This is a genomic window from Vibrio sp. ECSMB14106 (assembly GCF_000972265.1).
GTDB lineage: Bacteria > Pseudomonadota > Gammaproteobacteria > Enterobacterales > Vibrionaceae > Vibrio > Vibrio kanaloae.
In genome coordinates, this window is record NZ_LAUM01000018.1 from 36,333 (window position 1) to 60,646 (window position 24,314).

19 protein-coding genes are annotated in these 24,314 nt (G+C 41.8%); 5 read left to right on the forward strand and 14 right to left on the reverse strand.

The genetic code is table 11. The features are described 5' to 3' along the window. Positions 1-220: 220 nt before the first annotated feature. Both WR49_RS13135 and WR49_RS13140 read left to right on the forward strand, forming a co-directional pair. Complete coding sequence (locus tag WR49_RS13135; RefSeq protein ID WP_046224315.1) at positions 221-820, forward strand: outer membrane beta-barrel protein; 600 nt, start codon at positions 221-223, stop codon at positions 818-820. A gap of 329 nt (positions 821-1,149) precedes the next feature. Next, the gene (locus WR49_RS13140; protein ID WP_046224316.1) at positions 1,150-1,749 is read left to right on the forward strand and encodes a DUF2971 domain-containing protein; all 600 of its coding nucleotides are present in this window, start codon (positions 1,150-1,152) and stop codon (positions 1,747-1,749) included. Between the two features lie 74 nt (positions 1,750-1,823). On the opposite strand, the gene WR49_RS13145 is transcribed toward WR49_RS13140, so the two are convergent. From WR49_RS13145 to matP, 4 genes are all read right to left on the reverse strand, one after another. Continuing rightward, the gene (locus WR49_RS13145) at positions 1,824-3,044 is read right to left on the reverse strand and encodes a hypothetical protein (protein ID WP_046224317.1); all 1,221 of its coding nucleotides are present in this window, start codon (positions 3,042-3,044) and stop codon (positions 1,824-1,826) included. A gap of 144 nt (positions 3,045-3,188) precedes the next feature. Then, entirely contained in the window at positions 3,189-3,500 is a 312-nt protein-coding gene (locus WR49_RS13150) for a hypothetical protein (protein WP_046224318.1), read from the reverse strand. A gap of 105 nt (positions 3,501-3,605) precedes the next feature. Further along, on the reverse strand, positions 3,606-3,914 hold the full coding sequence (locus WR49_RS13155; protein ID WP_046224319.1) for a DUF3634 family protein: 309 nt from the start codon (positions 3,912-3,914) through the stop codon (positions 3,606-3,608). Between the two features lie 23 nt (positions 3,915-3,937). After that, complete coding sequence (gene matP / locus WR49_RS13160) at positions 3,938-4,393, reverse strand: macrodomain Ter protein MatP (RefSeq protein WP_046224320.1); 456 nt, start codon at positions 4,391-4,393, stop codon at positions 3,938-3,940. A 189-nt stretch (positions 4,394-4,582) separates the two neighbouring features. Between matP and WR49_RS13165 the strand changes: the two genes are divergently transcribed. Both WR49_RS13165 and fabA read left to right on the forward strand, forming a co-directional pair. Further along, on the forward strand, positions 4,583-6,235 hold the full coding sequence (locus WR49_RS13165; protein ID WP_046224321.1) for an AAA family ATPase: 1,653 nt from the start codon (positions 4,583-4,585) through the stop codon (positions 6,233-6,235). Between the two features lie 70 nt (positions 6,236-6,305). Beyond that, the gene (gene fabA, locus WR49_RS13170; protein WP_010440782.1) at positions 6,306-6,821 is read left to right on the forward strand and encodes a bifunctional 3-hydroxydecanoyl-ACP dehydratase/trans-2-decenoyl-ACP isomerase; all 516 of its coding nucleotides are present in this window, start codon (positions 6,306-6,308) and stop codon (positions 6,819-6,821) included. Between the two features lie 273 nt (positions 6,822-7,094). Here the strand turns inward: fabA and rmf are convergent, their stop codons facing one another. The 9 genes from rmf to WR49_RS13215 form a co-directional block, all read right to left on the reverse strand. Further along, the gene (gene rmf, locus WR49_RS13175; RefSeq protein ID WP_017057234.1) at positions 7,095-7,268 is read right to left on the reverse strand and encodes a ribosome modulation factor; all 174 of its coding nucleotides are present in this window, start codon (positions 7,266-7,268) and stop codon (positions 7,095-7,097) included. Positions 7,269-7,428: 160 nt separating this feature from the next. Further along, a complete protein-coding gene (locus WR49_RS13180; RefSeq protein ID WP_046224322.1) occupies positions 7,429-9,195 on the reverse strand; it encodes a DUF3466 family protein in 1,767 nt (588 codons plus the stop codon). A 9-nt stretch (positions 9,196-9,204) separates the two neighbouring features. Then, positions 9,205-11,121, reverse strand: coding sequence for an ABC transporter ATP-binding protein (locus tag WR49_RS13185; RefSeq protein ID WP_046224323.1), 1,917 nt, complete (start codon positions 11,119-11,121; stop codon positions 9,205-9,207). Further along, a complete protein-coding gene (locus WR49_RS13190; protein WP_082082779.1) occupies positions 11,099-11,359 on the reverse strand; it encodes a glutaredoxin family protein in 261 nt (86 codons plus the stop codon). The genes WR49_RS13185 and WR49_RS13190 overlap by 23 nt, the downstream gene beginning before the upstream one ends. A 26-nt stretch (positions 11,360-11,385) precedes the next feature. Continuing rightward, positions 11,386-13,506 carry a bifunctional 23S rRNA (guanine(2069)-N(7))-methyltransferase RlmK/23S rRNA (guanine(2445)-N(2))-methyltransferase RlmL gene (gene rlmKL, locus WR49_RS13195; RefSeq protein WP_046224325.1) on the reverse strand — a complete coding sequence of 707 codons (2,121 nt, stop codon included), beginning with the start codon at positions 13,504-13,506 and terminating at the stop codon, positions 11,386-11,388. 506 nt (positions 13,507-14,012) lie between these two features. Beyond that, positions 14,013-14,561 (reverse strand): cell division protein ZapC, encoded by a 549-nt coding sequence (locus WR49_RS13200; protein ID WP_029627105.1) that lies wholly within the window; start codon positions 14,559-14,561, stop codon positions 14,013-14,015. A gap of 207 nt (positions 14,562-14,768) precedes the next feature. Next, on the reverse strand, positions 14,769-15,779 hold the full coding sequence (gene pyrD, locus WR49_RS13205) for a quinone-dependent dihydroorotate dehydrogenase (RefSeq protein WP_046224326.1): 1,011 nt from the start codon (positions 15,777-15,779) through the stop codon (positions 14,769-14,771). Positions 15,780-16,114: 335 nt separating this feature from the next. Then, positions 16,115-20,956 carry an NAD-glutamate dehydrogenase gene (locus WR49_RS13210; RefSeq protein WP_046224327.1) on the reverse strand — a complete coding sequence of 1,614 codons (4,842 nt, stop codon included), beginning with the start codon at positions 20,954-20,956 and terminating at the stop codon, positions 16,115-16,117. 228 nt (positions 20,957-21,184) lie between these two features. After that, positions 21,185-21,403, reverse strand: coding sequence for a DUF2835 domain-containing protein (locus tag WR49_RS13215; RefSeq protein WP_046224328.1), 219 nt, complete (start codon positions 21,401-21,403; stop codon positions 21,185-21,187). Positions 21,404-21,451: 48 nt separating this feature from the next. On the opposite strand from WR49_RS13215, the gene WR49_RS21715 reads away from it, so the two are divergent. Continuing rightward, positions 21,452-21,580 (forward strand): hypothetical protein, encoded by a 129-nt coding sequence (locus tag WR49_RS21715; protein WP_269429474.1) that lies wholly within the window; start codon positions 21,452-21,454, stop codon positions 21,578-21,580. Positions 21,581-21,609: 29 nt separating this feature from the next. Here WR49_RS21715 and pepN read toward each other — a convergent pair whose 3' ends face one another. Next, positions 21,610-24,216: an aminopeptidase N gene (gene pepN / locus WR49_RS13220; RefSeq protein ID WP_046224329.1), complete on the reverse strand. Its 2,607-nt coding sequence runs from the start codon at positions 24,214-24,216 to the stop codon at positions 21,610-21,612. Positions 24,217-24,314 lie beyond the last annotated feature (98 nt).

Sequence of the window (24,314 nt, forward strand, 5' to 3'; positions counted from 1 at the left end):
TAACACAAGTGCGAATAATTATAACTTTAACCTATTGTTTTAAAGAAGCTTGAAATCAGACGTCAACCTAAACTAATGTCTCGACTACGTTGGAGAACGCATAAAATCGGCGATATTTATAATTATCTTTTAAATCAGGTGGTTAGATGTGATTTCTAATAGTTCAAAGCCCTTTATTTTGTTAAGATACTCTCTAAATCAATAATATAAAAGGCTTAATATGAAAATTAGTACAATCGCCCTATCACTATTCACCATTTTGGGGATGAACACATACACACTTGCTAGTAACAATGAAACCTATCCTAGAGACCTTGGTAATTTTTACGCTGGCATCGATGCCGGATTTTATAATGAAACTGAATTAGAATACCGTGGTAGCGCAATTGAAGATTCATCTGATCTATCAGACTTCAGCTATAACTTAGTTGGTGGCTACGAATTCAATACGCACGATGCTGTCAAATTGGGATTAGAGGCCGAATACCGCAAAATCGGGAAAGTTAACTATAGCGACGTAATGGATGTTGAAGGTCAAGCTTTCTTCGTTAATATTAAACCTAAGTTTATTGTTAAAGGTGACGTACTAGATCTGTATGTGTCTCTATTAGCTGGCATTGGTTCTATGGATATGGAAGCAAAAGCATTCGGAGTGTCAGACTCGAAATCTGAAGCGGCTTATCAGGTTGGCGGTGAGCTTGGTGCGGTCCTTACAGACAACATCGACATCCATCTTGGTTACCGAAATGCACGCGTGGAAATAGACTCCGTCGATGTTTCATCTCAAACGGCATACATCGGTGCAAGGTACCATTTCTAATCTCAATTCAATCGTAAGCTTTATTTCAAATTAAGCCGTTCTTTTCGAGTTCGGCTTTTAAATCTTCAGGTTCCCTACTCGACTTCGATTTTATAGTCGTAACTTTCTCTACGGTTAAAGTTACGTTGTATCTTATTCAAAAAATCCGAGAAGCTTATTAGCTGCTGTCCCACACTGTAAAATCACGCTACTATTTTTGTTTAAACTTTGATCTATCAATCAGTTACATGAATAAACAAGGTGATTAAGCAATCAAATGCAATACATTCTCACTCTTATTGTAATTATAAGTGCTAACATCAGGAAATTTTGTGAGATAGGTGTTTGATATGTTACCTAGGCTTTATAAGTTCAGATCTCTTCACGATAGAAATATACAGTCAATATCTGAGTGCTCGTTGTGGTTTGATTACGCAAAAACTTTTAATAACCCTTTTGAATCTAACCTCGCGCTAAACGAAAACCTTCAAAACGATTTCAAAGTAATGTGCTTCTCTCAATCTAGTGATCACCCAATATTGTGGTCACAGTATGGCGATAATTTCAGGGGTATGTGTATCGAGTATGATCTTAATTATTATAAAGGCAAAGCTGACCTCAACTGTTTTAAAGTCCAATATGAAGATGACATCACCGTTTTTAATTCGCCTCCCAAAGATGACAAAACGACTAAGGTAGGTACCGAATTATTTAAAATCAAACATTCTAATTGGCGTTTCGAGCAAGAATATCGATGGGTATTGCCTGATGAAGAGATCGTTGGGCATAAATTATATCTGAATAGAGAGTGCTTGAGGTCAGTGATTCTTTCAGAACACGCCCCTGTTGATAGAAAGCTGAAAGTCCTAATGACTTGTCAAGAGCTAGGCATTCCCGTTAAACATGCGAGAGCTAAGCAGGACTCATTTACTTTTCAAGTTGTTAACTAAGCTTAAATCGATCATAAAAAGTTACACTGCAACAAAAAAGAGTCACATTAAATGTGGCTCTCTTCTCTCTATTTCTACATATCTGTGGTTAGTTTACCAGGAACTTTACTTTGTACTTGCCCTATCGTCTCAGCCGCCATTTGTACTGTAGAGAACCAATACGACCGATGTTTGGCGTTAAATAAATCACTATTATCTAACGCTTCATACACAGAGAATTTTCTACCTTGAGCCAGTGCTGCACCACAAACGGTTCGTTCAAGAGTTGGAATATCATTTACTTCCTCAAGAAGCGCGTGCTTTATGTATTGGTTGTCCGGGCTCCAATCAATAAATTCGACAATTTTTTTAAGTAACTTGAGTTCCAATGGCTTGACCATTGCTTCGAGAAACTGTGTATTGGGTAAAACTTCAGTACAAGCGTAATATTCATCATGCCTATCACTTGCATCTCGGTAATCCAGCATGGTTTTAACCAATGCGTCTTCAAACGTTGAAGAAAAGTGGTTACAAATTAAGAATAAAGGCAAAACTCGTATCACACCAAGCAAGATACCAACATTAGGATCTTTTACAGAGGTTTCTTGGAGTCTAAGCCGCGTAACGTTTGAAGTTACGACTAGGTGTTGCCAAACCTTAGGCACAATATGTTTAATATTGCCATCATTCCACTTAATCAGTTGCTGGCTCATTAATAAAGGAAACAATAAACGACAATTTTCTATTCCTATCTGCCGAACTGCTACTCTAGGATCAAGAATGACTTTAGATTTCTTTCCATACTTCTCGGCAAATTCTTGATTGGAAACAAATTCGATTAAACTTGAGCTCAATGACCTGCTTTTAGCTGATATTTCATGGAGTTTAGCAAAGTTTAAAGACGGCGAATAAGCAACGCTAGCAAGCTGATTGTAATCGGGTAAGTCTGAAAACAACGAACTGATTAAGGTGCTTTGGAGCTTATCAAGCATTAGATCCGAGGCTGCATTGCTAACATCATCAATAACGTATTGTAGTGTTTGTTGCTTCGCGACCACTTTCTCACGATGAGCATTAACTCTATCTTGTTCACAGCGCAGTAGAATACGTTGGTTATGAGATATGCGGTCAGATTCATCAAATATGACGCTATCACAATATCTATTTTCTAAACTCAGCAGCGTATCAACCGTAGATTGTTCTAGTTTGTATTGTGGCGATATTAACCATTTGGTAAAACGTGCCTCGACGTTCATCGAGACTTTCCTAGAGATTTCTATGACTTCAGGGGAATAACTTTTATTTACTAACAACAACCGTGACTTTCCTTTGCCCTAAGATTTATTTTCTGGCATATCCTGCCTTGATAACAAAGCTAATATTAATAGAAATTAGAGATTGGTTCACGAAATTGTTTCAATAAAATTAAGGTCATTTAGTTATAGTGCATTGAAGGTGGCCTAACACGTAATATGTAGCCGGATATACTTTTCTGGAAAACTGTATTTGAACCTTTTCTTCTTTGGCAAGTACTTTTTCGCCTGCTTGCAAACGTTGCTATCACCAGACGTTCTCACCTTTTTGATTCTTGCGTAACCTTTAGAGTGCTTCATCTCAATCATAAGATCGCAATAACCATCGAAATCAACATCGCTCTTGTTGAGTCCTTTCATGACGGTGACTTTGATTTTTTTAGCGACGGGATTAACCAATGCATCGTCGGCAAAAGCAACTGGGGATAAAAAACACAATAGGAATACTAGGTATCTCATACTGCTCTCTCTTTGTTGAAGGTGAGAACAGTATGCGGAGATTTAAGGAAAATGAAGGATTAACTTAGTATGAGGATTGACCAGCTAACACGTAATTATCAACGATTACGCTTTCTTTGAGCCTTTAGACTTAAAACCATTATGCGGGAACACGTTACGAATGCGCTGCTGAACGCTTTTAGGTACATCTTTAGTGAACTTGAGATTATAACCAGAGCGTTTGGCATATACTTTAAGTTCTCCCTTGAAAAGATTTTTATGACCAATTTCTTCAAGATTGTGTTTAAAACTAGGTGGAAGATGACCTTTAACTTGTTCGATCGCCCCATTGTTAAATTTAATTTTTAATACTGGCCTATCAATTGCGACCAACCAAAAAACCAATATTGCACCAATTAAGATTACGTACATCATAATGTCACCACTACAGTTGATGATTATTTATCGTCAGAAAGGAGTTTACTCAGGTCTTCTTTAAGACTGGTTACTGTCTTACTCGCTTGTTCACTACGAGATGCTTCACTGACTAAGTACTCGATGGCATCAGATAGCGTGCAACCAAGCTCGTTAGCTCGTTGGGAAAGTTTCTCCCATACACGATAATCAAGGTCGATCGACTTTTTCTTCGTGTGAACTTGTTCTGCGTTGAAGTGACGCTTTCGCTTGGCTCTGATCGCTTGTTTAAGCTTGTTATCGAGCTCTGGAGAGATATTATTAGATATCCACTCAAGAACACCTGTGGGTTGGTGTTCGAGCTTCAATAAGGCTTGTACAGCAACCTCAGCTTCACTTGAATCAATATGGCAGGTGATCACTTCACCTTCTTTCCATTTTTTGACCAGATAGTTCCATTTCCAACCACATTCTAGATTTTCAAGTTGCTGATATTTCATGTCTAATCTCGAGAGTTAATCCTAGTGACAGCGTAACCCATAATGGGCTGTTTAACAATTATTGTCTTGTAAGAATAGACCAAGATAATACTTATTTTGGCATAGTGAACTGTAACTACAACATAGAGCTACAAGCGAGATCGGTTTTTCTATATAATCCCTACCTCATTATCGTAATCAGAAAATTAAATGACTCAAGTAGATTGGCGACATGTTACGCCTCAGTACGACGAATATAACGCTCAATTAGAGCAATTCCCTGACATCTCGCCTTTCCCGTTTTCAAACATTCAACATAGATTTAGAGACGCCTTAACCCGTTTTACTCGCTTATCTAACCTTTCGCGTGTTTTACTTGTAAACGCTCCAGACAACTCTATCTATCGTCAGATGATTGTCGAATCTTTAGTTACTGCTTTAGATGATCAAACACAGCCTGTAATAAAAACCGAATCGTTAAATGCTATTTCTTTGTTTAACCAGGTTCAATCAAAAGACGGTAAAGTTGTTGCGACAAAACCCGGCTTACTGGCTAGAGCAAACAACGGCTACCTGATCGTTTCAGCAAACTTGATCTTGGCAAACCCGGGAAGCTGGCTATTGTTAAAGTCTGCGCTCCTTGGTGATGCGGTAGAACCAATCAGTAGTAACCCTGAACACTTAAACCAATCTCCGGTTTTACCTCTCACTTATGACATTAAGCTGATTGTTGTTGGAGACAGATCTCAATTAGGGGACCTTGATTATCTAGATAGTGATATTCAAACCGGTTTTTGCCTATTCAGTGAAATTGAACAAGACATCAAGCTTTCACACGACACTTTGACTCAATACCTTGGTTATCTAAAATGGCTTCAGCAACGTTATAGCTTGCCAACAATTACGCAACAGGCGCTAATTGGAATTCTTAGCGCTGGCGCCAGGGAGACCGAAGATCAAAGCTATATTCCGTTGTGCCCTATTTGGCACAACGCATTGCTGAACGAAGCTTTGATTGAAGCTAATAACGGAGAAATTGACCTTCACCACGTTCAACAAGCTCAGCAACACAAGTACAACCGTGAATCATATCTGCCTGAGCGCGCTCTTGATGATATTCGAGATGGCCAAGTCATTATCGAAACAAAGGGTGAACAAGTAGGTCAAGTTAATGGTCTGACTGTTATTGATGTACCGGGACATCCAATATCGTATGGTGAGCCTGCACGTATTTCATGTGTCATTCATTTTGGTGATGGTGATATTGCCGATGTTGAGCGTAAAGCCGAACTTGGTGGTAACCTTCATGCGAAAGGCATGATGATCATGCAAGCGTTTTTGAGCAGTTCGCTCAACTTAGAAGATCCCCTACCATATGCAGCTTCCGTGGTATTTGAACAGTCGTATTGCGAAGTCGACGGAGATAGCGCTTCTCTAGCTGAGTTATGCTCGTTAGTAAGTGCGCTTTCTGAGTACCCTATTAACCAGCAAATAGCGGTTACAGGCGCTGTTGACCAATTCGGTCGCGTACAAGCGGTAGGCGGGCTAAACGAAAAAATTGAAGGCTTCTATCATGTGTGTAAACACAATGGCTTAACTGGCGAACAAGGCGTGATCCTTCCAAGATCTAACTTAAGGCATCTGGCTCTAAAACCTGATCTTATTGAAAGCATCAAAAATGAAGAATTCCATATTTGGTCTGTGTCTAATGTAGATGAAGCTATTCCTCTGATTATGAACAAACCATTTAGAGACGATGAACAAGAAAACGTTCTGAGCAAAATAGCAGAACGTATTGAAAACTTTGAAAGACATGAACACCGTATTGGAATTGTTGGACGCATTAAAAACTGGTTTGTCTAGTACTGATCGGACTTGTTTAGCGTACACCTGTTCACTAATATGCACCTATCAAAAATCGGAGTAATTGATAATGCAAAACAAACGTGATTCTTACACTCGCGAAGATCTTCTAGCATCAAGCCAGGGCGAACTATGGCCAGAAGGTCCTCAACTACCTGCACCGAACATGTTGATGATGGATCGCATCACAAAAATGTCTGAGACTGAAGGTGATTTCGGTAAAGGGTTGATTCTTGCTGAGCTGGATATTACTCCTGACCTATGGTTCTTTGACTGTCACTTCCCTGGCGATCCAGTAATGCCTGGTTGCCTAGGCCTTGACGCAATGTGGCAGCTTGTTGGGTTCTACCTTGGTTGGGTTGGCGGCAAAGGTAAAGGCCGTGCTCTAGGTGTTGGCGAAGTGAAATTCACAGGTCAAATTCTACCTACAGCGAAAAAAGTCACTTATGAGATCCACATGAAACGCGTTGTTAACCGCCGCTTGGTGATGGGTCTTGCTGATGGTCGCGTACTTGTTGATGGTAAAGAGATCTATGTTGCTAAAGATTTGAAAGTTGGCCTTTTCCAAGATACGTCAGCATTCTAATCGAATCGTTAAAGTTTTAATAAAGTGGTCGCTGACCGCTTTATTTTTACCTCAATAAATTTAGTTATAGTGCATTAAAATATACTGAGAGTTTATTAAAACTATATATGTCCACCAGCTATAGTAAGACTCTAGATAATGTGTTCAGAGTTACTAGCCCGCCTCTAGTATCTGTATCATTTAAAATATCTCTTTCAGAAACTAACAAAGCCCCAGCTGTTGTAGTTAACAACAGGCAATGGAGCCTTGATTTTGGAATACGTTACGCCCTATCTACTTATAGAGACCTGAATGCTTATCATCTTTAGCATCTCGCCAGCCACCTAACCAATACGATCTAGAATCCATTTGGCTGTATGGGCAAGCTTCTTGCGACCTACCATTCAAACCAGCCTTGTAGCCTTGAGATTGTGCTCGTTCTAGTCGATCTCGCTTCTGTCTCTTCATCGTGCAGTCCTCATACGGGTGTTGATTTACTAACATATAATGATTACAACTTTGAGGAGTTTTTGTAACTCCAACTTTAAGAATCGATCAATTTTTCACTTTTCTCAAGGCGAAAAAAAGCCCGAGTTCAGAATTGTGAACTCGGGCTCATGAGGTGAAATTATTTAAATTTTCTACGGAACCCTAACAGAGCAAACACAGTCAAAGTAAACCAACCTAGGCTACCACCTTGGCGATCGACTTTCTCGGAGTCGGCACTACGAGTTTGAATATCATCTTTAGTAGCACCAGCTATTGGAACCAGTTTAACAGCAACAACTTCTTCTACTGCGTTAGATGCAGCGCCACCACAGTAAGAGTTATGAGATGTTGTATCATACGCTTGAACTTTACCACCAACGGTACATTTGATAGCTGTTGCTGAAATCACACCTGCATCATTAATGTCAGTTGCGTCAATAATTCGGAACTGGTTGTTATTTCCAGAAACGTTACCATCATTGGTTAGATCATCTAACCACCAAGCTTGGCCGTTAAAGATGTCTACACGACGCTCATCTTTCGAGGAATCGACATTGTACGGGTAGATAAAACCACGATGCCTACGCTCACTACCATCAACCTCACGAGTCGTTTCTGCGTCAATCTGACCCACAAACTCATTGAAGTTGTTCACAGCTTTAGCTTCACCACTTGAACCACCGAAGAAGATACCGCCAGAAAGATATGTTGCAGTAGGAGTAGATGCAGACGCATCTGTTACGACGAAGATCTTGTTACCTGCGCTTCCGTTTTCAGGAACATAACCATTACGCTTCGAATAACCCACAGCGAACAAATTATTGTTAATATCACTCGCTACAGAGTTACTGTATTTATAGTCATCAGATGAGTTCGAGTTAACCGCTGCACCACTAATCGATTTAGTTACCCATGTGTTACTGCTATCAGACAAGTCCAGAGATTTACTGATAAAAACCGCCGCATCCATATCTTGTAGGTCACCACTACCATCTGTAGTGTTATAACCTACACCATAAAAAACGGAATTTGACTCTGCGATAGAACGCATACTACCTTGAGCAAAGAAGTCACCCGTTTTCGCTGGAAAAGCAGAGTTGTTATCCCAATCGATTAGTTTAGTCGTCGTACCATCCCAAATCGCAGCTTTAGAACTAAATACTTTATCGGGTTTAGAGGTATCTGTCGTACCACGGTCTTCGGAAACACTACCTACATTATAAACGGTACCATTGCTCGCTTTAATTGCTCGCCACGCACGAGTTTCCGAAGAACCAACTGGAGCTACCGAATCAGTATGAAGGGCAGTATTACGGATACCGCCTTCTGATTTAACACCCAAAGGTTCAACTTCTGTCGCAGATTGAGCATACAGTGAGTTAATGACCGTGTTTCGGCTTGTAAATGTATCCCCACCTTCAACAAAAGCCTTTGCATTCACATGAGTAAGATCTGTCCGCTCTTTGCTCCAAGCGTTCCAATGATCTGTAGCCCAAGCTTCACATGTTGAATATCTTAATTCACGGTTACAGTAGTTTTCAAAGTCATCGAACTCTTGAAGGTATTGGAACGCAGCGTCCATAGCGAAAGGGACTTCTTCGCGATAACTGATGCCTTCGACAGTATCTCGTGTCTCGCCAGCCAGTTTAAATGAACTGTCCGCACAGTTAGTTGCATTAGAATCAAAGCAACCTAGAGGTAACTCATCATCAGGTAATGCTGGCAATTGTGCGTTAGCGTTTACAGCTTTACCTGGCTGAATCGCTACACCAAAGATCTCAGAGATTTCAGGTTCATCAGCAAAAGAAGGCGTTACTTCAACAACCTTGTAAAGCGCAGCGTTGGCGTTAGTTGCGGCAAACACTAATGCTGCAACTGATGTTAATTTAAATTTAGTACAAGTCATTATTACTTCTTAACTTTCCTGTTGTAGTGCCTCGAGCTCTTCCCAGCGCTCAAAAGCAACTTCAAGCTCCTGCTCTGCTGCAGATAGCTTATCTAATACTGGTTGTGTCTGCTCTACAGATTTTGAAAAGAAGCTTGGATCGTTGACTTCTTCCTGAAGAGTTTCAATTTGAGTTTCCAATTCTTCTAAACGCATTGGTAACGCTTCTAGTTCTCGTTGTAGCTTATACGATAACTTCTTAGGTTTAGCCTTAACTGGCGCAGTTTTGGGAGTTTCCTCAACTACTTTCTCAGGCTTTAATGGCTTTTCAACCTGTCGGTACTCTAATGCCTGCTTTCTTTGCTGCTGAGCATCGTGGTAGCCACCAACAAATTCTTCAATCACGCCGTTACCTTCAAAGATCCAACTTGTCATCACTGTGTTATCTACAAATTGACGATCGTGGCTTACTAAAAGAAGCGTACCCTGATAGTTGGCAAGCAAATCTTCTAAAAGTTCCAAAGTTTCGATGTCTAGATCATTGGTTGGCTCATCGAGAATCAACAAGTTGTTCGACTTAAGGAAAATACGCGCCAATAACAGACGGTTTTTCTCACCACCAGATAGCGCTTTAACAGGAGTACGAGCACGTTTAGGAGAGAATAAGAAATCTTGTAAATAGCTCAGTGCATGGCGCTCACGGCCGCCCACGGTCACTTCTTGCTTACCATCCGCTAAGTTATCGATAACTGACTTCTCAGGGTCTAGGATTTCACGGTATTGGTCGAAGTAAGCCACTTCAAGTTTAGTACCGCAGTGCAAGCGACCAGAATCAGGTTTAAGTTGGTCAAGAAGCAACTTAAGTACCGTACTCTTACCACAACCATTCGGGCCAATCAGAGCAATACGATCGCCACGCATAATGTTGAAGTTGAAGTCCTTAACAATTTCTTTGCCTTCAAAGCCAAAGTTAAGATTTTCTGCTTCGAATACAATCTTGCCTGAGCGTTGACTATCATCAATCTGGATAACCGCTTTACCCTGCACTTCACGACGATTGATGCGTTCTTCTCGCAGCTTCTTCAGTGCACGTACACGGCCTTCGTTACGAGTTCGACGAGCTTTGATCCCCTGACGAATCCAAACTTCTTCTTGAGCAAGCTTTTTATCGAATTCAGCATTCTGCATTTCTTCAACACGCAACGCTTCTTCTTTCTCTAATAGGTAGTTTTCATAATCGCCAGGAAACGAGCTCAGCTTGCCGCGATCAAGGTCGACGATGCGTGTTGCCATCGACTTAATGAACGCACGGTCATGCGAAATAAAGATGATTGAGCCGCGGAAGTCTTTCAGGAAGCCTTCTAACCATTCAATAGTCGCGACATCCAAGTGGTTAGTCGGTTCATCTAGAAGTAGAACGTCTGGGTCACACACAAGTGCACGAGCAAGGGCCGCTTTACGTTGCCAGCCACCAGACAAATCGGTCAGTTTTGTCTCAGCAGTTAGATTAAGCGCCGCCATTACGTTACTTACTCGATCTTCGAAACGCCATGCGTTGGCATGATCCAACTGCTCTTGAACACGAGTAAGACGGTTTAGGTTCTTTTCACTCGGATCAGTACCGATGAGATCCAAAAGATCATGGTAGATCTTCAACTGTTCGCCGATTTCCGCTAGGCCACCAGCAACGTAATCATAAACGGTACCTTCCTCATTACGCGGTGGATCTTGCTCAAGACGAGACACAACCACATCTTGTGTGATTTGCATCTTACCGTCGTCCATGATGATGTTCCCAGACAGGATTTTCATCAACGTAGACTTACCCGCGCCATTGCGCCCTACTAAACACACACGTTCGTTTTCTTGCAACGCAAAATCCGCACGATCTAATAACGGGTGATCGCCAAACGCTAATTGCCCGTTATGAATTGTAAGTAATGCCATTCTTTTTTAACCAATCATTAAGTTCTAACAAGCCAAATGGCCAGTTAAGCTCTGAGCTTTGAGTACAATCAGAGCTTTCAAATTTGAGTACCGGAATAGTGACCCCGTAACGGGAAAATAGCTCATCATCAAATGCTATGTCGACAACATTGACGTGATGGCTAATGTTTAACTGTTCCGTGAGTTGGAATGCCATCTCACATAGATGGCACCCTTCTGTACTGTAGAGAGTCAGCACTCTATATCCTTATACAATCTCTTTGATTACTTGTGTGTAATCAACCAGCAGTTATGAATGTGCTTATTGCGAGAGAAGTCCAATGGAAGTGTTTTAGCTGAAATATTCTGAGCTTTAAGACCTAACTCCTCTAGAGCTTCCACGTCCATTTTAAAGTGACGTTTGTTGTTAGAGAACACAATCGTGCCTTCTTCACGAAGAAGACGCTTCAGGTTTTCCATCAACTGAATGTGATCACGCTGAACATCAAAAGATTGATCCATACGCTTTGAGTTCGAGAATGTTGGTGGATCAATAAAGATCAGATCGTAAGAACCCTGCTCTTTAGCCAGCCATTGTAGACAGTCAGCTTGAACGAACTGATGTTGACGACCAACACGTCCGTTAAGCTCCATGTTCTGTTTTGCCCACTCTAGATAGGTATTAGACATATCTACTGTTGTTGTAGAACGTGCGCCGCCCACAGCAGCATGAACAGATGCACTACCTGTGTAAGCAAACAAGTTTAGGAAATCTTTACCTGCGGCCATCTCACCAATACGACGACGAGTGATCTTATGATCTAGGAATAAGCCCGTATCTAGGTAATCGTGAAGATTAACAATCAACTTAACGCCGTATTCATTCACTTCTAGGTTCGATGAGTCTTGAGCCATTTTTTGATATTGAGAACGACCTTTCTGTTTCTGACGCACTTTAAGCACAACGTTGTTCGCTTCAACGCCAGTCACTTGAATAGCTGCACGGATGATATCGGTTAGACGACGTTTTGCTTTATCTTCTGGTACGTCTTTAGGGGCTGCGTATTCTTGAATCACTAGGTGACCTGGATATACGTCAATCGCTACATTGTATTCTGGTAAATCCGCATCATAGATACGGTAACAATCTAATTGCTCTTTCTTAGCCCACTTGCCTATTTTACCGATATTCTTTTTAAGACGGTTCGCAAAATCAGGCGCAATCAATTGTTCTTGCTCGCCTGTCGGACGCTCTGACATCGGACGATCTGAGATTGAGTAATTCTTTTGGTGACACGGTAACGCACCGTTGTTCAATTTGAACTGTTTGTCTGCACGCATTCGTAAGCAGCTAAGTAGTTCGTCTGAACTAGAGAAGATAGACGCGTTACAACCGCCAAATTCCGCTTTAAGCTGTGCTCCGAATGCCGTGTAAAGTGCAATTAGGCCCGGCTCTGTACCTAAACGCTCACCATAAGGTGGGTTTGACACAATCACACCATCGTTAAATTCTGTAGGGCGTTTAAGTTTTGCTGCATCACCTACTTCGAATTCAATCAACTCTTCAACACCGGCACGACGAGCATTGTCGCGCGCTGTTTTGATCATGCGTTCATCATTGTCGTAGCCATAGAACTTACATTCCACTTTCTTAACACCACGACGGCCTTGAACATTCGCTTCAGCTTTCACTTCAGCCCATAGCTCTGGTTCAAAGTCTTCTAGTGATTCAAAACACCACTTCTGACGTTTAACACCTGGAGCCATGTTTGCAGCCATCATCGCCGCTTCAATCACTAACGTACCTGAACCACACATTGGATCTAGGAAAGGCTTAGTTGCGTCCCAACCACTACGAAGAAGAATCGCGGCAGCAAGAGTTTCACGTAATGGTGCTCGACCTGATTCAGGACGGTAACCACGTTGGTGAAGACCGCTACCTACCATATCAACACCAAGAATCGCTTTATCGCGGTGTAGACGAACGTGAATACGAACGTCTGGGTTCTCTTTGCTGATTGAAGGACGTGGCAAAGACTTCTTCTCGAAGCAATCAACAACGGCATCTTTTACTTTCATCGCACCGTATTGGCTATTACGGATTTCGTTGTTCGTACCATTGAAGTCAACAACAAAACGCTTAGAGCTGTGGAATTGATTTACCCAGTTAACCGCAGTGGTTGATAGGTACAAATCCATGTCGTCCATACAAGTGAATTCAGAAAGGACACGTACAAATCGAGAAGCCAGACGGCTCCATAAACAACAACGATAAATTTGCTCATTGGTCGCTTTGAATTTAACACCTGCTTGAACAGGTTTTGCGTTTGTAATCCCTAGTTGGGTTAGTTCTTCAACTAATAAATTCTCAAGGCCGTTTGAGGTAACCGCTAGATATTGATTCATAGTGTTCTTTTATTGATAAAAATTAGCTCGATTATACCTGAATTTGCTACTAGAGCATCACACTAAACTCGGATTTTCATTGAATCTTTCAACTAACTGGCTAGCAAATGCACAGTGTTGAAGCGATCGCTTACCCACACCCCCTGAGGACACAAGACCTATCAAACCAACTCCATTTCTGACCATCTATTAACCAAAGTAGTGACGTGAATTTATATTCACCTTAAAATTGGTATATACCAGTAAGAATTTATGGGTGAAATTTAGTTACAAATGACTTAAAACAAGGAATAAAGGCAGGCAATTTCCACTTCTAGTAATGGGAATAGGCAGAAATTAAGGTGAAAAAATAGCCATAAGTTCACTATTTATATGATTGGGAGGTGATGTATTTATCAAGATGAGATTTTTTAGGCACAAAAAAATCGGCTATTAAGCCGATTATGAGGAAGGTTTCTGTGAGTTTTGTCTAGTGAGGAACGTTAAATGACATACTAGATTAGAAGCTAACCTACCATCGCTATGTGTGTTTTATGCAGGATAGTATTCGCGTCTACCATTCTATCGTGCATCACTTTGATTGAGTCTCCAAAGCGCAGCCCTTTTGAAGGCGTCAGCAGGAACTCTTCTAGGTCGACAAATGCACATAGGCTCGCACACTCTCCCACTTCTAATACAATGAAATACCCTAAGCTATGCTCGTTATTCATTTGTACAATATCCCCTTCTTGAGGATATTCATGGCCAGTGCCTTGTGAGTCGAAAAACCAACTCTTAGGCTGTACAGGCTTATGGAAGCGCTTTGCTGCCACACAATAGAGTGCTAATTCAGCTTGACGAGGCTCAGATAGATCTAAGCCAGAAATTTGTTCTTTGAAGGTTTGGTATGCAGATGCATCATCAACAGTGAATTCATTATCTTTAAACGCGCAGTCCACCAGCTTGTTGCGGACCAGATTCGTTTTAAAAACCATATCCTCTCCGAGGTTTAGCATTAATGAACATTGCTGATCATCATAATACCAATTCCATGTATCGCTAGGTTTAAGCATCATTTCGTCTCACACTGTTGAACCATTCCGTTAGGTAAAACGCAAAATTACCTTCAATTACAGTAATTTTACTGAGCAATAGGCAAAAAAAAAGAGGAAATGAATTCCTCTTTCTTATCGCTTTTCTCTACAACTCAGTGAGTTACAGTGTCTCTTTTAACAAGACGATGCCAGATTGTCGCTTTTATAAGGATAAAAGCTTTTTGAAGCTTATAAATTTTTGACGATGTCGCCTACAAGGCCTGGACCTTTGTAAATGAAACCAGAGTAAACTTGTACAAGCTTAGCGCCTGCCATCATTTTCTCTTTTGCAGCAACATAAGAGTCAACACCACCTACCCCAATGATCGGCAGTTGGTCACCCAAATCTTCGTGGAGTTTACGAACCACTTCAGTACTGCGAGATTGAACAGGACGTCCACTTAGGCCACCCGCTTCATCGCAATGCTTCATGCCTTCAACAATACTGCGATCTAATGTTGTGTTGGTTGCGATCACACCATCGATCTTATTTTTGATCAATGATTCGCAAATCTGGCTGATTTCGTCATCACTTAGATCTGGAGCGATCTTAAGAGCAAGCGGGACATATTTACCATGCTTCGCTTCTAATTCAGATTGCTTGGTTTTCAATTCAGACAATAAATCATCAAGAGCTTCGCCATATTGTAGTGAACGAAGTCCTGGAGTATTTGGTGAAGAGATATTTACCGCAATGTAACCTGCGTATTGATATACCTTCTCCATACAGATCAGGTAATCCTCCGCACCCTTTTCAATTGGTGTGTCTTTGTTCTTACCGATGTTGATACCTAAAATGCCGTCATAGTTTGACTTCTTAACATTCTCAACAAGGTTATCTACGCCTAGGTTATTGAAGCCCATGCGGTTGATAATACCTTCGGCTTCAACAAGACGGAACAAACGAGGTTTGTCGTTACCTGCTTGTGGACGAGGAGTAACAGTCCCTACTTCCACGAAACCAAAACCCATTGCGCCAAATGCATCAATACATTCGCCGTTTTTGTCTAGGCCGGCAGCAAGGCCAACTGGGTTTTTAAAAGTAAGACCCATGCACTCTACAGGTCGGTGAGGTAATTGTTGACGATACAAAAGATCAATAGGTGTACCAGTGAAGCGTTTGAAATTTTGGATTGCAAGATCATGTGCCTTTTCGGCATCAAGTTGGAAAAAGCCAGTTCTGGCTAGACGGTAAAGCATTGTGCCTCCGATAGAAAAAAGCGCCGTGTAAACGGGGCGATATTATTTACTTATTTACCAAACTATTCAATCTATTACTGCCTGTAAAGGTAAGATAATCGAGTTAGCTAAAGAAAGAGGTTTATTATTAAGCAAACGTTATCGTATCCCCCAACAAATGATCCCTTTGACTATTATTCATGTAACGAGCATCAGTCAACTCGGCCAATTAGAAGCTAACTTGACCAAGCATAAGTGACTCAACGAAGTAATTTGACACGTCATTCATTATTCAGCTAAACGAAAAAGGCAGACCTAATGGCCTGCCCTTGTTTCTTTTCGTTTTTATCTAATCGCTAGTCTGTCGACATGCAGTTTAAGTTCAATAGCATCAACTCTCGCAACGCTACTGAGAACTTAGCAAACTCATGAACCGAACCGACTTTGAATTCGTTCAAGATACTTTCCCAACGATGTAGAGAAACAGAGTTACTTTCCATCCAATCATCCAACGCTTTAATCACATCAAGGTCGGCACCACAACCGCAATTAAGCACTTGGCCAGTTAGCTGACGTTGCTGCCAGTCCAGATCTTCTCTGAATGCCGCACGTGCCAGCGCTTGCCAGTTGTTGTCCACTGCTTGGCCATTGATTTGTTTCAAGAACCAGTGCAGAGACAAACGGTCACCAAGGTTGAAGTAAAGCTTAGACGCTTGTTGTACTGTTTTACCCGTTTCTCGAGCCACTGTTGATATATCCAGTGCTGAATACAAGCTAGACAAACGAGCCACCGAATTGGCCAGTTCTGCAGTTACTCCCTGATCAATCCACACCTGAGCCATTGCCTGGTGCTCTTCTACTTCTGAAGCCACTAGGTTTTCATCCAGTTTCTCAGTAATAGCAGCCACATCCCCTTGGTAAAGTTCAATCAATGCATTCACTGATTGTTTACCATTACGGTTTCTTAGCAACCAACGCGCTAGACGACGCAACGTCCGACGCACATGATAAAGCAACTCATATTGAGCTTCAGAACTTGAGATGTTATCCAACTCACGAATGCTTTTCAGAACTTTGCCTAGACCGTAAATCTCACGAGATGCCGCGTAAGCATTTGCAATCTCAACAATATTTGCGCCTGTCTCTTCTTGCAAGCGAGTCACGAAGTTACAGCCCATCTCGTTAACCATTTGGTTTGCAAGTGCAGTAGCAATGATCTCAGCACGCAACGGATGGTTATCCATGTGTTGATGATAGTTACGGCGTAACTCAGTTGGGAAGTATTGCATCAGTTGCTGAGCATGAAACTCATCATTCGCAATATCATCATTCACAAGATCTTCTTTCAGTACCATTTTACCGTAAGCAATCAGCACTGATAGCTCTGGCCTTGTTAGCGCTTGGCCTTGCTTCTCACGCTCTAGCAAAGTTTCATCGTCAGGAATGTATTCCAAACCACGATCCAAGTACCCTGCTTTTTCCATTGTGTGGATGAAGCGAATTTGTTCTTTCACTAAGCCAACACCTTGATGCTCAGTAACCGAAATAGATTCAGCTTGGCAGTACGCATCATCGAGTACGATTTCGCCTACTTCATTTTCCATCGACTCTAGAACTTGGTTACGTTGTTTAACGGTGAGATCACCATTAGACACTAACCCGTTCAAGAAGATTTTAATGTTCACTTCGTTATCCGAACAGTCTACGCCACCAACATTATCGACAAAATCAGTATTAACTCGGCCACCTGTTAGCGCATATTCAATACGACCCAGCTGAGTCATACCTAAGTTACCACCTTCGCCAACAACTTTAGCTTTTAGGTCGCGGCCATCAATGCGAAGCATGTCATTTGCACGATCACCTACATCGGTATGAGTCTCGTTTGAAGACTTAACATAAGTACCAATACCGCCATTCCAAAGTAGATCCACTTTCATAGACAAGATCGCTTTGATCAAATCATTTGGCGCCATTGATGCTTTTTTGGTGCCCAGCATTTTCTGAATTTCAGGCGTTAAAGGGATAGATTTCGCGCGACGAGAGAAGATGCCACCACCTTGAGAAATCAGGTCCTTATTGTAATCTTCCCAGCTTGAACGAGGCAGATTAAACAGACGATCACGCTCTACCCAACTGGATGCTGAATCTGGATTCGGGTCAATGAAGATGTGCATGTGGTTAAACGCAGCTTGCAAACGAATGTGCTTAGATAGCAGCATACCGTTACCAAACACGTCGCCCGCCATATCACCCACACCAATTGCAGTGAAATCTGTCGTTTGGCAGTTGATACCCATTTCACGGAAGTGACGCTTAACCGATTCCCAACCACCTTTAGCCGTGATGCCCATTGCTTTATGGTCGTAACCGTTTGAGCCACCAGATGCAAATGCATCACCCAGCCAAAAGTTGTACTCTCCAGCTACTGAGTTGGCGATATCTGAGAATGTCGCGGTACCTTTATCGGCAGCAACAACCAAGTAAGGGTCATCTTCATCGTGACGAATCACGCCCTTAGGCGGGATAACCTCGCCTTCGATGATGTTGTCAGATACATCCAGTAATGCACGAATGAAACGTTTGTAACAACGTTGACCTTCAGCGAAGATTTCATCACGGCCAGACATTGTGTGCTGGCGTTTACAAACGAAACCACCTTTAGCACCCACTGGGACAATTACCGTGTTCTTAACTTGCTGTGCTTTAACTAGGCCTAGAATTTCAGTACGGAAATCTTCTTGACGATCTGACCAACGCAAACCACCACGAGCGACTTTACCTGCGCGTAAATGCACACCTTCTATATCAGGTGCATAGACAAAAATCTCGAATGCAGGGACAGGAGCTGGAATATCTGGAATCTCGCTTGGTCTCATTTTCAGAGCCAACCAAGGTTTAAACTGTTTGTTTTCGTCTAACTGGTAATAGTTAGTACGAAGTGTCGCAGTGATCATTTCCATGTAACGACGAATGATACGATCATCATCCAAACTTTCTACATGATCAAGCTGCTCTGTAATCTTCTTAATAAGATCTTGTTGACCTTTCGCGCTGCCTTTCAGTTTTGGATCGAAACGCTTGCCGAACAAGCTCACTAATCCTTTCGCTAGCTCAGGGTAATGAGACAATGTGTCTTCAATGTATTGTTGGCTGAATGGGAAGCCAACTTGACGCATGTAACGAGCATAAGCACGTAGGATTGAGATTTCACGACCGGATAGGCCTGCTCCAAGTACTAAGCGGTTAAAACCATCACTGTCTAACTCTCTTGCCCAGATAGCAGCAAAGGCTTGTTGGAAAAGATCACGAGCTTCACGAAGATCAACGGTCTTGTCGCTCTTATGCAGCATTGAAAAGTCCAAGATCCAATAGGTTAAACCATTGGTCTTACGCACTTCGTAAGGAGATTCGCCAATCACACGTAGACCAAAGTTTTCAAGCATTGGCATTACTTCAGAAAGGTGAATTGGCTCGTCACTGTGATAAAACAGTTTCAAACGAACGGCTTTCGAATCTGCTGCTTCTTCTTGAGGACGGTAGAACAGCATACCAAGTCTGTTATCTTCGCTTAATGCTTCCAAACTCTCGATATCGGCCACCGCAGAACCAGGCATCATGTCTTCTTTGTACGAGCGTGGGAACGCACGCATATACTCTTTAGACAGCGGAAGCCCTTTGCTTTCACCAAAGTTAGCAATGATTGACTCAGATAAGCGGTCATCCCACGTAGACGATACTTCCATTAAATTCTGCTCAATTGTTTTCACGTCCACATCCATGTTGTTGTTATCAACACGAACAATATAGTGCGTTCTCGCCAGCGGGCTTTCAGAGAAATACGTTGTAAATTCAACTTCTTGTTCACAGCCAAAATACTGCTTCAAGATGCGCTGTGTTTGACGACGAAGTTCAGTGTTGTAACGATCTTTTGTTACATAAACCATACAGCTAAAGAAGCGACCAAACGGGTCTTTACGAACAAACAAGCGTAGAAGGTCACGATCTTGCATTTGCACAACGCCAGTACCTACTTCCAGTAGCTCTTCTTCACGAGCTTGAAGCAGTTCATCACGCGGGTAATTTTCAAGAATGTTATGCAGTGCTTTGTAAGAGTACGATCCCTCACGGTAACCACTCGCCTCTATAATACGCTCTACTTTTTCACGAACCAGTGGAATCGTTTCAACAGTTTGATTGTAAACGGCAGAGGTATAAAGACCGGTAAAACGATGTTCACCGATTACCTTTCCATTCTTATCAAACTTCTTAATACCGATATAATCATTGTAAGCAGGGCGATGAATACGTGAAGCCGTGTTTCCCTTGGTGAGAATGAGTACATAAGGTTTTTTTGCCTCTAAGCGCGCCGAATCAGAAAACTCCGACAACTTAACATTACGTACGCGATCTGAATTTGCAAACAAACCAAGACCTTGCTCTTTAGTCGGTTGCAGTTCAGTGTCACCATTCACAGTCACAAGGTCATATTCCTTGTAGCCCATAAAGGTAAAGTTGTGTTCACCTAACCAACGAAGGAACGCCAACGTTTCATCAAAGCGCTGACCATCAACTGGTATGCTATCTTTTTGCTTTTCAACTTTATTCGTTACTTCTTCAAGTCTTTCAACCATTTTAAGCCAGTCATTCACAACTAAGCTAGTATCTGTGAAAATATCCAGTAGTTCCGTTTTAAGCGCTGTCATTTCAGCTTTACTGCTAAGACGATCCACTTCGATATGAAAAAGCGACTGGAAAGCGCCTTTATTGTTACTCACGCCAACCACATTTCCTACGCCAGAACGATCAATTTGCGTTGGGTTATGCAGCATAAGGTGAGAAGAAAGGTCTAGGCGAGTCAATGCCATTTTTACAGAATCAACGAGGAATGGGCTGTCTGGTACCACTATCTCAACGATAGTGTGAGTAGATTGCCAACCTTGGCGACTTACTGTTGGATTAAACACTCGAACAGAAATTTCGTCAGGTTTTTTTTCGTTGATGTGATGCCATAAGCTAACTACAGCACCATATAAATCGGATTCGTTTCTTTGGATTAAATCGTCTTGAGAAACATTACTAAACAAATGTTGAGCAAGTTGAGTTACGAGAGGTCGATGAGCAAGGTCAAGTTTGTCTTGAATGAGTTTGTACACTTTTTCAAGTAAAACTGGAACCACAGTTTCACGTGCGGTCATAGTCACACTCCACAATTAGAATTGTATTTTATTATAGGGGGATCACTTAAGCTGGTGTTTGAATTCGCGCTGTAAAGCCCACTTCTACTAACGAGTTAAGCAAAGGTAATGCATTCGTTTATTGTAAAAGCATTATTGAAAAATAGTTAATTGTTTTGGAGGTGGTAAGAGGTGAAATGTTTGATTATGTGATTAAGATTCCTTTTAAGTCACTGGGCATGTCGAGCTTTACAGAGCTTCCAACTTTATAAACTTATTTTTTTGGTCAGTTGTAAGCCTAAACTGTCCTCTGACTCCTGTTTGTGTAAGAAGTGGTCTGAATCGAGTTGCTGGTAATTGTAAGCGTAAACCGGTTGTTGTTATCACTTGAACTTTACTAGCCGCACCTGAATAACTGGCCAAAAACTGTTGATATGAGATGTTAAGTTGGAAAATATAGTGATTCATACGATACCTGTATAAATATACAGTGCCAGTATTCTTTGGCACTTAACGATGTCTGACAGTGAAACTGAGCTTGAAACTGCTCTAGTTTATCGAAAATCCGATGAACCAGAAACACAAAATCAGTGGCAGATATTCTCTACCACTGATGACTTTTCTTTATCAGTAAACAGCTTATAAGTTAACCGTTAACCTTGAGAACACTTAACTTAAGCCTCTAGTGCTTTCGTCACTTTCTCAAATAGGTCTTTTGCTAAATTATCCATGCTCTTCAATGTCTCAAGTTCCTGTTTGATAAGAGCTTGGCGTTCATCATCGTACTTACGGAATTTAAGAAGTGGATCAATCAGACGTGAAGCCACTTGCGGATTACTACTATTTAGCTCACGTAAGATCTCACCAGCAAACGCATACCCCTGACCAGACTTATCATGGAACTGTACCGGGTTCATGTTTAAAAATGAACCAACCAAGTTACGAGTACGATTCGGGTTTTTCAAGCTGAACGCTTGGTGTGACATAGATTGTTTGATCACTTCAAGCGCATTTGAATTTGGGTTAGTACCTTGAAGAGCAAACCACTTATCCATAACAAGACCATCGTGTTTCCACTTGTCACTGTAATCCGCCATCAAGGTTTCACGACAAGGTAGTTGTGCACTGTTTGCCGCGCCCATTGCTGCCATAGTATCTGTCATGTTGTTTGCTTGCTGATACATTGCAACAACCAAATCATTACCCTGCGCAGTATGAGCCAAGTAACTTAGGCAAACTTTACGCAGAGTACGCTTACCAATCGAATCATGATCAATCGTGTATTCAGTGAGTGCGTGACTGTGATAAACCGCCGCTAACTCGTCTTCAAGTTCTGCAGCTAGTGTTACTTTCATTGAGTTAAGAACCGATGCGACCGCATCAATATCAACACGCTCGTACCAACCTGATACTTCGTTGTGGCTTGGCAGTGAAAGCATCTCTGCAATAAACTCAGGCTCTAGTGAGTCACTAAGCAGTACACCACGGAACGCATCTACAACAGAATCAGAAAGTTCAAACGCTTGACCCTGTTGAACCCTCTTAACGTTGCTGCGGATGTACTTAGCCAGTAACATTTGCCCCGCATCCCAACGAGAGAATTCATTGCGAGCATTCACCATCAAGAAGATCAGCTCTTCATCTGAGTAGTCGTATTCCAATTTCACTGGCGCAGAAAATTCACGAAGTAATGATGGAATAGGTTGCTCAGAAACGTTTTCAAACACGAACTTTTGTTCTGCTTCTTTCACATCTAATACGTGATGAACTGGCTTTCCGTTACATTGTAACTCAACAACTTCACCCGCAGCAGTGTATAACTCTATATCAAGAGGAATATGTAGAGCCTGCTTTTCCGTTTGCTCATGAGTCGGCACTGTTACTTGGCGAGTTGTTAGCGTGTACTGTTTCTTCTCTGCATCGTAGTGACTTTCAACAGAAAGCGTTGGCGTACCAGACTGGCTGTACCATAAACGGAACTGAGACAGATCAACACCCGACGCATCTTCCATTGCTGCAACGAAATCTTCACATGTTGCTGCCGTACCATCGTGACGTTCGAAGTACAGCTTCATGCCTTTTTGAAAACCGTCTTCACCCAACAATGTGTGGATCATACGGATCACTTCACTGCCCTTTTCATACACAGTCAATGTGTAGAAGTTATTCATTTCTATCACTTTTTCTGGACGAATTGGGTGAGACATCGGACTCGCATCTTCCGCAAATTGTGGACCACGAATAATACGTACATTGTTTATACGGTTTACCGCGCGAGAACCAAGATCAGACGAGAATTCTTGGTCACGGAATACCGTTAAACCTTCTTTCAAACTCAGCTGAAACCAATCGCGACAAGTTACTCGGTTACCTGTCCAGTTATGGAAGTATTCATGACCGATTACAGCTTCAATGCCTAGGTAGTCTGTATCCGTTGCAGTTTGGTCGTTTGCTAGAACAAATTTAGAGTTAAATACGTTCAAACCTTTGTTTTCCATCGCGCCCATATTAAAGAAATCAACGGCTACGATCATGTAAATGTCTAAGTCATACTCCAGATTGAAGCGTTCTTCATCCCACTTCATTGAGTTAATCAAAGACACCATCGCATGGTTCGCACGGTCTAGGTTGCCTTTGTCGACAAAGATTTCTAGGTCAACTTTACGACCTGATTGCGTAGTGTAAGCATCACGAAGTACGTCAAAATCACCCGCAACTAAAGCAAACAGGTATGCCGGCTTTGGATGTGGGTCTTGCCATTTCACCCAGTGACGGCCATTTTCAGCTTCGCCTTCGTCTACACGATTACCATTACTGAGTAGAAATGGATTTTCGGATTTGTCTGCGATTACCGTTGTTGTAAACTTCGCTAATACATCCGGGCGATCCATGTAGTAAGTAATGCGACGGAAGCCTTCAGCTTCACATTGAGTACAAAACGCACCACCCGATTTGTACAGGCCTTCAAGTGCACTGTTCCCCTCAGGATCAACTTCAGTCACGATCGTTAATGTGAATTCTTTTGGAAGGTCATTCAGCGTAAGTTGAGTTTCAGACAGCTCGTACTGCGTCCACTCTTTGCCTTCAACCAAAACAGACACTAACTTCAAGCCTTCACCATCAAGTACTAATGTCGAGCTTTCTTTCTCCTGCTTAACACTAGAAACAGCGGTAATGATGGATGCCGAATCGTACAAATCGAAAGTAAGATCGATGTCAGAAATAGTGTGAGATGGTGATTGATAATCTTTACGATACTTGGCTTGAGGTGTATGTGCCATGACGGGTTCCTTTTGATCGTTATACGTAATTATTCTTAACTGTATATTTCTAAAGGTTGAGCGCCAATAAAACAAGGGGAATATTGAAAAAAGGAGGC

Excerpts from the sequence above, each read along its gene's own strand:
- WR49_RS13150 (WP_046224318.1), bottom strand. The coding sequence starts at position 3,500 with ATGAGATACCTAGTATTCCTATTGTGTTTTTTATCCCCAGTTGCTTTT.
- rmf (WP_017057234.1), bottom strand. The coding sequence starts at position 7,268 with ATGAAGAGACAGAAGCGAGATCGACTAGAACGAGCACAATCTCAAGGC.
- pepN (WP_046224329.1), bottom strand. The coding sequence starts at position 24,216 with ATGGCACATACACCTCAAGCCAAGTATCGTAAAGATTATCAATCACCA.
- WR49_RS13155 (WP_046224319.1), bottom strand. The coding sequence starts at position 3,914 with ATGATGTACGTAATCTTAATTGGTGCAATATTGGTTTTTTGGTTGGTC.
- WR49_RS13140 (WP_046224316.1), top strand. The coding sequence starts at position 1,150 with ATGTTACCTAGGCTTTATAAGTTCAGATCTCTTCACGATAGAAATATA.
- WR49_RS21715 (WP_269429474.1), top strand. The coding sequence starts at position 21,452 with ATGTCTGACAGTGAAACTGAGCTTGAAACTGCTCTAGTTTATCGAAAA.
- WR49_RS13200 (WP_029627105.1), bottom strand. The coding sequence starts at position 14,561 with ATGATGCTTAAACCTAGCGATACATGGAATTGGTATTATGATGATCAG.
- rlmKL (WP_046224325.1), bottom strand. The coding sequence starts at position 13,506 with ATGAATCAATATCTAGCGGTTACCTCAAACGGCCTTGAGAATTTATTA.
- fabA (WP_010440782.1), top strand. The coding sequence starts at position 6,306 with ATGCAAAACAAACGTGATTCTTACACTCGCGAAGATCTTCTAGCATCA.
- matP (WP_046224320.1), bottom strand. The coding sequence starts at position 4,393 with ATGAAATATCAGCAACTTGAAAATCTAGAATGTGGTTGGAAATGGAAC.
- WR49_RS13180 (WP_046224322.1), bottom strand. The coding sequence starts at position 9,195 with ATGACTTGTACTAAATTTAAATTAACATCAGTTGCAGCATTAGTGTTT.
- WR49_RS13210 (WP_046224327.1), bottom strand. The coding sequence starts at position 20,956 with ATGACCGCACGTGAAACTGTGGTTCCAGTTTTACTTGAAAAAGTGTAC.
- pyrD (WP_046224326.1), bottom strand. The coding sequence starts at position 15,779 with ATGCTTTACCGTCTAGCCAGAACTGGCTTTTTCCAACTTGATGCCGAA.
- WR49_RS13185 (WP_046224323.1), bottom strand. The coding sequence starts at position 11,121 with ATGGCATTACTTACAATTCATAACGGGCAATTAGCGTTTGGCGATCAC.
- WR49_RS13215 (WP_046224328.1), bottom strand. The coding sequence starts at position 21,403 with ATGAATCACTATATTTTCCAACTTAACATCTCATATCAACAGTTTTTG.
- WR49_RS13135 (WP_046224315.1), top strand. The coding sequence starts at position 221 with ATGAAAATTAGTACAATCGCCCTATCACTATTCACCATTTTGGGGATG.
- WR49_RS13165 (WP_046224321.1), top strand. The coding sequence starts at position 4,583 with ATGACTCAAGTAGATTGGCGACATGTTACGCCTCAGTACGACGAATAT.